General features: G+C 66.9%; 10 protein-coding genes. All 10 read left to right on the top strand.

What is annotated here, in order from left to right:
* Positions 1 to 482: 482 nt before the first annotated feature.
* The 10 genes from ACYP5B_RS13775 to ACYP5B_RS13730 all read left to right on the top strand — a co-directional run bounded on the left by ACYP5B_RS13775 (position 483) and on the right by ACYP5B_RS13730 (position 13,103).
* Complete coding sequence (locus tag ACYP5B_RS13775) at positions 483 to 1,094, top strand: methyltransferase domain-containing protein (RefSeq protein ID WP_459570043.1); 612 nt, start codon at positions 483 to 485, stop codon at positions 1,092 to 1,094.
* A 283-nt stretch (positions 1,095 to 1,377) separates the two neighbouring features.
* Positions 1,378 to 2,250 carry a branched-chain amino acid ABC transporter permease gene (locus tag ACYP5B_RS13770; protein WP_459570041.1) on the top strand — a complete coding sequence of 291 codons (873 nt, stop codon included), beginning with the start codon at positions 1,378 to 1,380 and terminating at the stop codon, positions 2,248 to 2,250.
* Positions 2,251 to 2,257: 7 nt separating this feature from the next.
* Positions 2,258 to 3,334 (top strand): branched-chain amino acid ABC transporter permease, encoded by a 1,077-nt coding sequence (locus ACYP5B_RS13765; RefSeq protein ID WP_459570040.1) that lies wholly within the window; start codon positions 2,258 to 2,260, stop codon positions 3,332 to 3,334.
* Between the two features lie 11 nt (positions 3,335 to 3,345).
* Positions 3,346 to 4,143, top strand: coding sequence for an ABC transporter ATP-binding protein (locus ACYP5B_RS13760; RefSeq protein ID WP_459570038.1), 798 nt, complete (start codon positions 3,346 to 3,348; stop codon positions 4,141 to 4,143).
* Positions 4,140 to 4,952: an ABC transporter ATP-binding protein gene (locus ACYP5B_RS13755; protein ID WP_459570036.1), complete on the top strand. Its 813-nt coding sequence runs from the start codon at positions 4,140 to 4,142 to the stop codon at positions 4,950 to 4,952. Before ACYP5B_RS13760 ends, ACYP5B_RS13755 begins: the two co-directional genes overlap by 4 nt.
* Positions 4,953 to 5,033: 81 nt before the next feature.
* Positions 5,034 to 6,863, top strand: coding sequence for an AMP-dependent synthetase/ligase (locus ACYP5B_RS13750; RefSeq protein WP_459570034.1), 1,830 nt, complete (start codon positions 5,034 to 5,036; stop codon positions 6,861 to 6,863).
* A gap of 50 nt (positions 6,864 to 6,913) precedes the next feature.
* Positions 6,914 to 9,172, top strand: coding sequence for a 3-hydroxyacyl-CoA dehydrogenase NAD-binding domain-containing protein (locus ACYP5B_RS13745; RefSeq protein WP_459570032.1), 2,259 nt, complete (start codon positions 6,914 to 6,916; stop codon positions 9,170 to 9,172).
* 61 nt (positions 9,173 to 9,233) lie between these two features.
* A complete protein-coding gene (locus tag ACYP5B_RS13740) occupies positions 9,234 to 10,406 on the top strand; it encodes an ABC transporter substrate-binding protein (protein ID WP_459570031.1) in 1,173 nt (390 codons plus the stop codon).
* A gap of 46 nt (positions 10,407 to 10,452) precedes the next feature.
* Positions 10,453 to 12,063 (top strand): class I adenylate-forming enzyme family protein, encoded by a 1,611-nt coding sequence (locus ACYP5B_RS13735; RefSeq protein WP_459570029.1) that lies wholly within the window; start codon positions 10,453 to 10,455, stop codon positions 12,061 to 12,063.
* A 182-nt stretch (positions 12,064 to 12,245) separates the two neighbouring features.
* A complete protein-coding gene (locus tag ACYP5B_RS13730) occupies positions 12,246 to 13,103 on the top strand; it encodes an AraC family transcriptional regulator (protein WP_459570027.1) in 858 nt (285 codons plus the stop codon).
* Positions 13,104 to 13,431 lie beyond the last annotated feature (328 nt).

Below are 13,431 nucleotides of genomic sequence, written 5' to 3'. Positions count from 1 at the left end.
CGGGCGCGGTGGCCATGGTCTCGGGCTTATCAACCCGGTGCCACCGCGCCCACGACGGAACCGGTGCGCTTGCAACTTCGTGGCCAGCCACTCCGCGAGCGACAGACGGCTTGAAGCAAGCGATGTCCGCTACCGGGGGCCCCACCGTGAATCCCGGAGGCTGGCAGGTTCGTGGCCGGTCAAGCCGGTACCGGCAGAAGCCAGCCGGCACTCTGGGCCGTACGACGAATCCACCGAGATTCGAAAGCCTTATTGCTCTGCTCCCGGCAGGGCGGCTTTCTTCTCGTTAGTCTTCTTTGCCGCGCAAAGAAGAGTGACCGGCAGCCCCCGCAGGGGGATGTCGTACGGCTGTTGGGTGCAAGAGCCATCGCCGATCAAAGAAACAGCGAGCAAGCCAGCAAAGCACAAGAGTCAGTCGCCCGCCGAACCGGAAACTTCTGAACTCGCCCGGGAAATTTCATAAAAACGCAGAGGAGCACCCAATGGCAGGACCGACAATGGACTTCTGGCAGTCTCGTTTCGAGTCCGGGCAGACCCCGTGGGAGCGCGAAGCCGCTAGCCCGCAACTGCAAGCCTGGCTGGCGCAAGGCGCGATCCAGGCAGGGGAGCGGGTGGTCGTGCCTGGCTGCGGCGGTGGATGGGAGGTAGCCGCGCTGGCCGGGCATGGCGCGCAGGTGAGCGGCATCGACTACGCCCCCGGGGCACTTGCGCGGACGCTTGCCCGGCTCGAACGGGAGGAACTGCAGGCGGACCTGGAGGAGGCAGACGTCCTGCAATGGCAGCCGGCGGCGCCAGTGGACGCCGTCTATGAGCAGACCTGCCTGTGCGCGCTGCATCCCGACCTCTGGACCCGTTATGCCGCCCAGCTGCATGCCTGGCTGCGTCCCGGCGGGCGCCTGTTCGCCTTGTTCATGCAGATGCGCCGCGACAGCGCTGGCCAGGGCATGGTGGAAGGGCCGCCGTATCACTGTGACATCAATGCCATGCGTGCGCTGTTCCCCGCCCGGTTGTGGGATTGGCCCAAGCCGCCGTTCAGCGCTGTGGCGCATCCCAGTGGCGCATTCGAGCTTGCGGTGGTGCTGGCGCGCCGCTGATCCCCTGGCGGCGAACGGCACCAGCCGCGCCAACCATGGGTAATCCCCAGTCCATATACAGCCAGTCCACACAAGAGCCACCCCGGTAGTTTTGTTACGGTGGCACCAGTGGCACCAGTGGCACCAGAGGCAACAGCGGCACCAGTGCCAACACGGCGAAGCGCACGACGGCACCAGCTGCAACCGCTGCCATCGTGCGCGCTTGACCCACCCAATACCGAGATCGACCCCGGCCGCCCGCACGCCGTGCGCGGCAAGGGGACGGGCGGCACAGGAGACAAGATTGGAGATCCTGCAATTGACGATCTCGGGGATCGCGCTGGGCTGCATCTACGCGCTGATTGCCCTGGGCTTCGTCCTCATCTACAAGGCCACCGAGACGGTGAACTTTGCCCAGGGCGAGTTCATGATGCTGGGCGCCTTCGCCGGCGTGGTGCTGACCATGCTTGGGTTGCCGCTGGTCCTTGCCGTGCCGTTGACGGTGGCGGGCATGGCCGGCTTCGGCATGCTGGTCGAGCGCCTGGCGATTCGCCCCATCCTGGGCCAGCCGCAGTTCACCGTGGTGATGCTGACCATCGGCATGGGCTACGTGATGCGCGGCCTCATCACCATGGTGCCGGGCATCGGCGCCGGCACGCATACCTTGCCGGTGCCTTACCAGGGCATGGTGTGGCGCACCGGCGGGATGGTGCTGAGCGTGGAGCAGGTGGCGGTGATCGGCGTCACCGCCGCGCTTTGCGTGGTGCTTTACCTGGTGTTCCGCTACAGCCGCATCGGCGTGGCGATGCAGGCCAGCTCGCAGAACCAGCTTGCTGCCTATTACATGGGCATTCCGGTGCGGCGGCTGAACGGGCTGGTTTGGGGCCTGTCGGCGTCGGTGGCCGCGATAGCGGGCCTGTTGCTGGCGCCCATCACGTTTGTCCATGCCAGCATGGGCATGCTCGGCCTCAAGGCCTTCCCCGCAGCGGTGGTGGGCGGCTTCGGCAGCCTGCCGGGCGCGATCGTGGGCGGGCTGGTGATCGGGGTGGTGGAGTCGCTGGCGGGCTTCTACCTGCCGGAGGGCTTCAAGGACGTCGCGGCCTATGTCGTGGTGCTGATCATGCTGGTGGTCAAGCCGAACGGCCTGTTCGGCGAGAACCTGCGTAAAAAGGTGTAGAGACGCGATGCGATTCCTCTTCAAGACCGACTATCGCCAGGATCTGCGCCTGGCCAGGCACCCCGGCCATGTGTTCTGGTACGGCTTGCTGCTGGTTTGCCTGCTGATCGCGCCGGGCTGGGCCAGCAGCTACTGGATCGCGCAGCTTGGCTTTGTGCTGATCTATGCCATTGCGGGCCTGGGCCTGATGGTGCTGTCCGGCTACACAGGGCTGCTGTCGATCGGCCACGCGGCCTTCCTAGGCGTGGGCGCCTATACGCAGGCGTGGCTGACCGGCCACGGCGTGCCCTTTGTGCCGGCCTTGCTGGCCGCGGCAGCGCTGTCGGCGCTGGCGGGCGTGGTGGTGGGGCTGCCGGCGCTGCGCGTCAAGGGCATCTACCTGGCCATTGCCACGCTGGCCTTTGGCCTGATCGTCGAGGAAGTGCTGGCGCGCTGGGAGAGCGTGACCGGCGGCAACGCCGGCCTGCCGGTAGCCGCGCCGCAACTGTGGGGCTATGTCCTGGACGGGCCGGTGGCGTTCTACTACCTGTCGCTCGCGGTTTGCCTGCTGGTCACGCTGGCCGTGCTCAACCTGCTGCGCAGCGCCACGGGGCGGGCCTTCATCGCCATCCGGGACTCGGAGATCTCGGCGCAGAGCATGGGGATCCACCTGGCGCGCTACAAGACCTTGTCGTTTGCGCTGTCCGCCGCGCTGGTTGGCATCGCGGGCGCCCTGTATGCCCACAAGCTGCGCTATCTCTCGCCCGAGCAGTTCGGCATCGCCCAGTCGATCGATTTGTTGCTGCTGGTGGTGGTGGGCGGGCTGGGTTCGGTGCATGGCGCCTTTCTTGGCGCGATCTTCCTGATCGTCATGCCGCAGATGATCGTGCTGGCCAAGGATTTCCTGCCGCCGGCCATTGCGCAGGCGAGCGGCCTGCAGGCGCTGGTGTACGGGCTGGTGCTGATGGCGTTTGTGCTGTTCGAGCCGATGGGGCTGTATGGGCGCTGGTGCAAGATCCGCACGTACCTGGAGCTGTTTCCCTTCTACCGGCAGGGCATGTTCCGCCGCCAGAAGGCTTTCCAGCGCTCCGAGCGCCTGAAATAAGGACCGCCGCCATGACAGATACTCTACTCAGCGTGCGCGACCTGTCGGTCCGCTTTGGCGGCGTGCTGGCACTGGGCGGCGTGAGCTTCGATGTGCGGCGCGGCGAGGTCTTTACGCTGATCGGGCCCAACGGGGCCGGCAAGACCACGGTGTTCAACCTGATCAGCCGCATCTATCCGCCTACCAGCGGGGAAATCCTGTGGCAGGGCAGCGTGCTGACGCAGTTGCCGCCGCACGCGATCGCCGCTCAGGGCATCGCGCGCACCTTCCAGAATATCGAGCTGTTCGAGCACGCCACGGTGCTGCAGAACCTGCTGATCGGCCACCACACGCATCGGGCCGCGGGCTTCTGGGCCGACCTGCTGTTTTCGCCCGCCGCGCGCCGCTCGGAACTGGCGGCGCGCCACAAGGCCGAGGAAATGATCGAACTGCTGGACCTGCAGGCGCACCGCGATGCGCTGGTGGCGGGCCTGCCCTACGGCGTGCGCAAGGTGGTGGAGCTGGCGCGGGCCTTGTGCAGCAGCCCGCGCTTGCTGCTGCTGGATGAACCATCCTCCGGGCTGAACGTGGAAGAGACCGAGGACATGGCCTGGTGGATCCGCGATATCCAGAGCGAGCTGGGCATCACCGTGTTGATGGTGGAGCACGACATGAGCCTGGTGTCGCGCGTGTCGGACCGGGTACTGGCGATGAACCAGGGCCAGGTGCTGGCGCAGGGCACGCCGGCGGAGGTGCAGGCGCATCCCGGCGTGATCGAAGCCTATCTGGGCACGGTGGACGATGTGGCCTCATTGCGGAGGGCGGCATGAACCTGATGGAAGGCGCTGACAAGATGCGCGAAATCCAGGACACGCCCGTGCTGGCGCTGGCCAACGTGGAAAGCGCTTACGGCCCCGTCAAGGCGATCCGGGGCGTGAGCCTTGCCGTGCAGCGCGGCAGCATCGCCACCGTGCTGGGGGCCAACGGCGCCGGCAAGACCACCATCCTCAAGACCATTTCCGGCGTGCTCGACCCGACCCGCGGCAGCATCGCGTTCAAGGGCGAGAGCATCGCCGCGATGGACCCGGCGCACATCGTGCGGCGGGGCCTGAGCCATGTGCCCGAGGGGCGGGAGGTATTTCCGCTGCTATCGGTGCGCGACAACCTGCTGATGGGGGCCTATACGCGGCGGGACCGCGACGGCGTGGCGCGCGACATGGAGATGGTCTACGGCTACTTCCCGGTGCTGCGCGAGCGCGCCGCGCAGGACGCAGGACTGCTCTCGGGCGGCCAGCAGCAGATGCTGGCGATCTCGCGCGCGCTGATGGCGGCACCCGAGCTGATCCTGCTCGACGAGCCCAGCCTGGGCCTGTCGCCCAAGCTCACCAAGGACATCTTCGAGATCGTGGTGCGCATCAACCGCGAGCGCGGCACCACCATCCTGCTGGTGGAGCAGAACGCCAACATGGCGCTCAACGCGGCGGACTACGGCTACGTGCTGGAGAACGGCCGCATCGTGGCCGAGGACACCTGCGCCGTGCTGCGCGAGAAGGACGATATCAAGGAATTCTATCTCGGCATGAAGGACAGCGGCGTACGCGGCGAGCGCCGCTGGAAAAAGCGCAAGACCTGGCGCTAAGGCATCAGCGCATCGGGGCATCGGGTCCCCAAACGATCACCAGATTGAGAGCAATCCATGGCAATGGCGACAGCACACACCATGCAGCCCCTTTCCGATGCGGCATTCGAGACCTTGCCGCAAATGTTCTGGCACGCCGTGATCCAGCGCGGCGACGCCGTGATGATGCGGCAAAAGGAGCTCGGGGTCTGGCGCAGCTACCGCTGGCGCGAAGTGGGCGAGATCGTGGCAGACGTCGCCGCCGGCCTTGCCGAACTGGGCCTGCAGGCGGGCGAGGTGGTATCGGTGCTGTCCAATACCAACCGGGAATGGGTGTGGAGCGACCTCGGCGCGCTGACGGCCGGCGCCGTGGTCAGCGGTATCTATCCCACCGATTCGCCCTCGCAGGTGGAGTACCTGTGCCACGACTCGGGCAGCGTCATGCTCTTCGTCGAGAACGAGGAGCAACTCGACAAGTACCTGGAGGTGCGCGAGCGCCTGCCCCGGCTGCGCAAGGTGGTCGTATACGACATGGAAGGGCTGGCGGGCTTCGATGACCCAGACGTGCTCAGCTTCGACGCGCTGCTGGCGCTCGGCAGGCAAACGCGGGCGCGGCAGCCGGGACTGGTGCAGGCGCGGTTGGCCGCCGGCAGCGCCGATGCGCTGGCCGTGCTGGTTTATACGTCCGGCACCACGGGACGGCCCAAGGGCGCGATGCTGTCGCACCGCAATGTGTTGCGCAGCTGCCTGACGCTGCGCGAGTTCCTGCCCGCCACCACCATCGGCGAGCGCATGGCCTTCCTGCCGCTATGCCACGTCTCGGAGCGGATCTTTGGCGAGTACTACTCGATCCTGTCCGGCGCCGTCGTCAACTTCGTCGAGAACCCCGACACCATCTTCGACAATATCCGCGAGATCCAGCCCGATGCCTTCCTGGCGGTCCCGCGCGTCTGGGAGAAGCTCTATTCCAGCGTGACCATCGCGGTCCGGGAAGCCACCCGCCTGCAGCGCTGGGCCTATGACTGGGCGCTGGCCGCCGGGCGGGCCCGCGTGCACGAGGACGGGCAGGCGAGGGCGCTGCCGCTGGGCGCCCGCCTGAAGCTCTGGCTGGCCGATACGCTGGTGCTGGGCAACGTACGCCGCATGATGGGCCTGAACCGCGTGCAGCTGGCGGTGACCGGCGCGGCGCCGATCTCGCCCGACCTGATCCGCTGGTATATGGCGCTGGGCATCGTGCTGCACGAGCTATGGGGCATGACCGAGATCACCGGCGCGGCCACCTGCAACCCGCCGGGCCGGATGCGCCCGGGCAGCATCGGCATTGCCTTGCCGCATACCGAGGTGAAGGTCTCGCATGAAGGCGAGCTGCTGGTGCGGGGCCCGCAGGTCTTCATGGGCTACCTGAACCTGCCGGCCAAGACCGCCGAGACCATGTCCGACGGCTGGCTGCGCACCGGCGACGTAGGCCGGGTGGACGAGCAAGGTTATTTCTATATCACCGACCGCATGAAGGACCTGATCATCACCGCCGGCGGCAAGAACGTCACGCCGTCCGAGTGGGAGAACCAGCTCAAGTTCAGCCCCTATGTGACAGACGCCGTGGTGATCGGCGACCGCCGTCCCTACCTGAGCTGCCTGGTGATGATCGACCAGGACAACGTGGAGCAGTGGGCGCAGGAGCACGACGTGCATTTTTCCGACTACGGGTCGCTGTGCCGCAGCAAGGAGGTGATCGCGCTGGTGGGGCAGGAGATCGACAAGGTCAACAAGCAGTTCGCGCGGGTCGAGCAGATCAAGGCATTCCGGCTGATCGAGACCCGCCTTGGCGCCGAGGACGAGGAGCTGACGCCGACCATGAAGCTCAAGCGCAAGCTGGTCAACGACAAGTACAGCGCGCTGATCGAGTCGATGTACCTGGCCAAGGTGGCCTGAGCGCTAACCGCGATCCGCAATCCGTAAGCGGCCCCGAAACAGGAGGCGCCATGAGCCACGCAGGAAACACCGCCCCCGTCAGCCTGGTCCGGCATGGCCGGATCGGCCTGCTGTGCATCGATCATCCGCCGGTGAACGCGCTGTCGGTGGCCACGGTGGCGGGCCTGGATGCGCAGTTGGCCGCCTTCGAGGCCGATCCCTCGCTCGATGGCTTGCTGATCTGGTGCGCGGGCCGGACCTTTGTGGCGGGCGGCGACATCGCCCAGTTCGGCGCGCCGGATTTCACGGCCGCGCCTTACAACCGCATCCTGGCCCGGATCGAAGCCAGCGAGCGGCTGGTGGTGGCCGTGCTGCACGGCACCGCGCTCGGCGGCGGGCTGGAACTGGCGCTGGCGTGCCATTACCGGGTGGCCCTGCCTGGCACGCGGGTCGGGCTGCCCGAGATCAAGCTGGGGCTGCTGCCCGGCTCGCTGGGCTCCCAGCGGCTGCCGCGCGCCTGCGGGGCGGCCCTGGCGCTGGACCTGATGCTGAGCGGTCGCATGCTTGACGCCGAGGCGGCGCTGGCCGCCGGCATCGTCGATGCGCTGACACCGGGCGAGCCGCTGGCCGTGGGCCTTAATTTCCTGGAAGACCTGCTGGAAAGGCCGGCGCCGCCGCGCCGGCTGTCCGCGCTGTCCGTGCCGGTTGCCGGCCTCCCGGCGGACTTTTTCGCGCAGGCCCTGCGGCACGCCACGCATGAGCGCGCGCGCTATCCGGCCGCAGCGGCCATCGTGCAAGCGGTGCAGGCGGCGGCAACCTTGCCGTTCGCCGAGGGCGAGGCGGTAGAGGCCGGCTTGCTTGCCGCCTGCGTGGCGTCGCCGGAATCGCGAGCGCTGCGCCACCTGTTCTTTGCCGAACGGCAGGCGGCCCGCGTGCCCGGCGTGCCTTCGGGAATCGCGCCGCGTGCGCTGCATACCGCCGGCGTGGTGGGCGCCGGCACCATGGGCAGGCGCATCGCCATGAGCCTGGCGGACGCCGGCTTGCCGGTGACGCTGGTTGAAGCCAGCGACGCCGCGCTGGCCAAGGGCCTGGCGTCCGTGCGCGCCCAGTACGAGGCCAGCGCCGCGGCCGGGCGGCTGCGGCCCGATCAGGTGGCCAGGCGCATGGGCCTGATTGCCGGCACGCTGGACTATGGCGCGCTGGCTGGCTGCGAGCTGGTGATCGAGGCGGTGGTGGAGGACATGGCGCTCAAGCAGCAGGTGTGCGCCCGCCTCGGCCACATCTGCAAGCCCGGCGCGATCATTGCCACCAATACCTCCACGCTGGACGTGGAGGTATTGGCCGAGGCCAGCGGCCGGCCGGACGATTTCGCCGGCCTGCATTTCCGTAATCCGGCCAATGGCGGGCGGCTGATCGAGGTGGTGCGCGGCAGCGCCACCGCGCCGGATGTGCTGGTGACAGCCATGCACCTGGCCCGGCGGCTCGGCAAAGTGGCGGTGGTGACGGGCGTGTGCTTCGGCTTTATCGGCAATCGCATGGCCGAAGCCTACCTGCGCGAGAGCGAGTTCCTGTTGATGGAAGGCGTGAGCCCGGCGCGGCTGGATGCGGTGATGCAGGCTTACGGCATGGCGATGGGCCCGTGCCGCATGCTGGACCTGGCCGGGATCGACACGGGTGCCAAGATCGTGCTGGAGTATGGCAAGGCCGGCGGCCTGCCGCCTGACCCTGCTTATCGCGCGGTGGTGCGCACCTTGTTCATGCTCGGGCGGCTCGGCTGCAAGAGCGGCGCTGGCTACTACCGCTACCCGGACGGCGAGCCGGTGGCGGACCCGGAGGCCGAGCGCATCTGCGCCGCGCTGGGCCGTGCGCACGGCATCGTCCGCCGCACGGACATTGCCGACGCCGAGATTGTCGAGCGCCTGATGTTTCCGCTGATCAACGAGGCCGCCAAGCTGCTGGAGGAGGGCGTGGCCTGCCGGCCCGGCGACATCGACATGGTGTGGACCGCCGGCTATGGCTTTCCCGATTATCTCGGTGGCCCGGTGTGGCAGGCGGACAGCATTGGCCTGCCTCGCATCAAAGCCGGGCTGGAGCGCTACGCCCGCCTGCGCGGCAATGCTTACGACTACTGGGACATCTCCCCCTTGCTGGCGGCGCTGGCGCGGGGCGGGCAGCGCTTGTCCGACTGGTCGGCACCGACACCCGTGGCCGATGCCGTGGGCCTGGGCGGCCAGGCACAGAGCAATGCGCCCATCTCATTACCGCCGGACCCGCGGTCCGTGCCAAGCAGGATCCAGTCGGGACCCAAGCCGCCACAGAGCGTGCATTGAAGCCAAGGCAATCCACCAATAGAGCAATAAAGCAACAAACCGATAAGACAAGGAGACAACCATGATCTTGAAGACCACCATCGCCGCCATTGCGCTCGCGCTCAGCGCCGGCGCGATCGCGCAGGCGCGCGGCGTCACCGACAAGGAAATCGTGCTCGGCCTGATCACCGATATGTCCGGGCCGATCGTCAACTATGGCAAGGAGTCGCGCAATGGCATGACCATGGCCGTGGAAGAAATCAACGCCCGCGGCGGCGTGCAGGGCCGCAAGCTGCGGGTGGTGGTGGAAGACAACGGCTACGAGCCCAAGCGGGCCGTGCTGGCCGCGCAGAAGCTGGTCACGCAGGATGGCGTGTTCGCCATCATCGGCCACCTGGGCACCGCGCCCAATATGGCCACGCTGCCGTTCCTGCTGCAGAGCAAGGTGTTCAATTTCATGCCGCAAAGCGCGGCGCGCGATATGTACGAGCCGGCCAGCCCGTACAAGATCGCGCTGGGGCCGTCCAACTTCCTGATGTCCACCACCATCATGGACTACTTCCTCAAGCAGAAGCCCTACCAGCGGGTTGGCATGCTGTACCAGGACGACGACTACGGGCGGGAGTCGCTGGAAGGCGCTCAGGCCTATCTCAAGACCAGGAACATGACCCTGGTGGAAAAGGTCTCGTACAAGCGCGGGGCCACCGATTTCTCCTCGCAGATGGCGCGACTCAAGGCGGCCAACTGTGACCTGGTGTTCAATGCTTCCACCATGCGCGAGTACATCGCGTCGGTGCAGGAAGCGCGCAAGATCGGCTTCAACCCGGTCTTCGCGGGGACCTCGGCCAACTACGCGCACCAGGTGCCGCTGCTCGGCGGCAAGGCGCTGGACGGTGTCCACGCCGCGGCCTTCACCATGCTGCCCTATGCCGATGATCCAAACCCGGCTGTGCGGCAGTGGAGCGCCGCGTACAAGAAGCGCTTCAATGAAGACCCGGGCGTGTATTCGATGTTCAGCTACTACGCCTATGTCACCTTCGCGGCTCTTGCCGACAAGGCCGGACGCAACCTGACCGCCGAGACGTTCAACGCCGCCATGGAATCGACCAAGCTGCCGCCCGACGCGCTGGGCAACCCGGGCTTCAATGTCTCCGCCAGCAACCGCCTGAGCAACGACCGCATCCGCATCATGAAGGTAGCGGGCGACAAGTGGATTCCGGCCAGCGAGCTGCTGCCGCCGCCCAAGATGAACTGAGCGGGAGCAACGGCAATCCACATTCGGAGACACTTTGGAGACACAGATGAGCACAGCAACGGAACAGGCGCGCGAGCGCATCGGGCGCATCGCCCTTGGCGACGTGATCCACCGCTCGGCCCGGCGCTTCGGCGCCCGCACGGCCTTGATCGAGGGCGAGCACAGCCTGACCTATGCGGCGCTGGACGCCGCCACCAACCAGTTTGCCCACTACCTGCTGGCCCAAGGCATGCGCAGCGCCGAGCGCGTCGGCATGCTGTGCAACAACTCGATCGACATGATCGTGGCAGTGCTGGGCATCCAGAAGGCCGGCATGGTGTGGGTGCCGATCAATACGGCGCTGGCGCCGGACGCGATCCGGTACATCCTGGAACACGCGGAGGTGACGCGCCTGGTGGCGGACGCATCCGTGCTGGCGCGGCCGGGCATTGGCGAACTGGTCGCAGCGTCGCGCATTCCCGTCGTGCTGCTGGAGCCGGCGGGCGAGGTAGCGGGTGAGACGGCCGGGCTGGCCGTGACCAGGTATGCCAACGCGCTGGCCGGCCAGCCGGCCACGCTGCCGGATGTGGACATCGCCAGCGGCCAGCTGGCGCAGATCATGTACACCAGCGGCACCACCGGCCCGCAAAAGGGCGTGATGCACTCGCACGCCTCGGTGCACTCGGTGCTGTCGGCCAACCTCGTCGATACCGGCTGCGGGACGGCGCGGGAAGTCTTTACCTGCCTGCTGCCGATGTTCCACTGCGCGCAGCACGGCAATACCATGAGCGCGCTGCTGGGCGGACACTCCGTGGTGGTGGGGCGCGGCTTCGATCCGGCCCGGGTGCTGGCGGACCTGGCGCGGCACCGCGTCACCGTGGTGGTGGCGCTGCCGATGATGTACCGGGCCATGCTGGAGCACCCGCAGTTCGCCGCGACTGACCTCTCCAGCGTGCGGCTGTGCATCTACGGCATGGCGCCGTTGCCCAAGAACCTGCTGCTGCGCCTGCTCGACGCGTTCTGCCCCAACTTCATCCTGTGCTCGGGCCAGACCGAGATGTACCCGGCGGCCACCATCTTCGAGGCCGAGGAGCAGCGCAAGCGCTTTGGCGCCTACTGGGGCGTGGGCACGGTGGTCAACGAGGTGGCGGTGATGGGCGACGACGGCCGGCTGCTCGGCCCGGGCGAGCCCGGCGAGATCGTGTTTCGCGGACCTAACGTGATGCTGGGCTATTACAAGGATCCCGAGGCTACCGCCCGCGTGCAGCGCTTTGGCTGGCATCACTCCGGCGATCTCGGCGTGCTGGACGAGGATGGCCAGCTGCTGTTCCTTGACCGCATCAAGGACATGATCAAGAGCGGAGGCGAAAACGTGCCCTCGATCAAGGTCGAGGAGGTGCTGCTGCGCCACGCCGCCGTGGCCAATGCGGCGGTGGTCGGGCTGCCGCATGCGCGCTGGGGCGAGGCGGTCACGGCCTTCGTGACCCTGAAGCCCGGCACACGGGTGGAGGAGGATGAACTGGGCGCGCACTGCAAGGCCCACCTGGGCGGCTTCGAGGTGCCTAAGGCGGTGGTGGTGCTGGCGGCATTGCCGGCCACCTCCACCGGGAAGATCCAGAAGTTCGCGTTGCGCCAGCGCTATCGCGAGCACTACGGCGAGCACCACGGCGAGGGCTGAGCACCGGACCACCCGTGGCCGGCATAGCCACCTGACGCAAGACGTAGCCGGTAGCTCCGGCTATGCTGTTTTTTGCGTCGTTTTTTTGCATCGCATCATGGCTGGCGCACCGAGACCACATAACTAGCAGGCCTGGCGACGCACCCACCGGTGCGCAGACTGCGCCAGCAGGAGACAAGGACATGCAGATGCAAGCACAAGGCATTGCGTGCCCGCCAGCGACGACCGTGGCGCCTTGCGCCCGGGACGGAGCCGGCCGGGTGATGTGGCTCACGCCTGACCGGCTGTTCTACGCCGGCCTGCTTGGCGCCCCTTCGGTCCGCACCATGGGCGGGCTGTTGATCTATGTGTCTTTGCGCGCACCCATTCGCATCCGATTTGACGACGGGCCCTGGGAATCCACGGAACTGGCGGTGGTGCCGGCGTACACGCCGCACTCGGTGGCTTGCGACGACCGCATGATCTGCGACCTGGCCCTGGAGGCGGAGAGCATCGACCTTGCGCGCCTGCCAGCGGTGATACGCGAGCGGGCAGGGGCGGTGGACGATCCGGCCTTTGTGCGCCACGTGCGCCAGGCGCATGCCTACCTGAGCGCGCGTGGGCGCGAGCTGGAACTGCAGGCGGACAGCTTCGACCAGATCTTCTTTGGCGAGAGACTGGCGCCGCGCCGGCTGGATCCGCGCATTGAGGCCGTGGTGCAGCGCATCCGCAACGCGCCGTCGGCCACGGCCACGGCCGAGTCATGCGCCGCGTCGGCCCATCTGTCCTTCTCGCGCTTCCTGCACCTGTTCAAGGAAGACGTCGGCACGCCGTTTCGCAGCTTTCGTACCTGGAAGCGTGCCCGCAGCCTGCTGCACTACGTCACCCAGGACTCCAACCTGGCCCATGTGGCGCTGGATACCGGCTACCCCGACTCCACCCACTTCAGCCATTCCATCCGGCAGGTATTCGGGCTCAAACCCAGCGACATCTTTGCCGGCTCACGCAAGCTCGCGCTGATTGGCGAGCGTGCGGAGGTGGGCAGCGGCACGCCTGGCTAGCCAGTGTCCCGTTCCGCTGATTTGTTCGCAAAGTCTGTTGAGCTTGGAGGAGGAATTGTAGGTTGGGGGAAGTGTGCGATGTGTACGGCTTGTAGCCCGCTGACGCGGGTTTTGGCGCTTGCTGGGCGGGGTTTTCATGCTTCTAGCTGCTGATGCTGAATAGCGTGAGTGGGCGGTGTTTTAGCGCTCCTAGCTGCTGTCGCGGCTGTACGGTGCTGGCCGTTTTAGAACCTGTGAGATGTCACTTTTCTTTACTCGTAAAGAGGGTGAGGACAAATTCAGGCATTGGTCAATCGGCGTACGAGCAAACGTGCCTGAGATAGCCAGA

Source organism: Cupriavidus sp. 8B, assembly GCF_054589115.1.
This window is presented reverse-complemented; position numbering and strand designations above follow the sequence as displayed.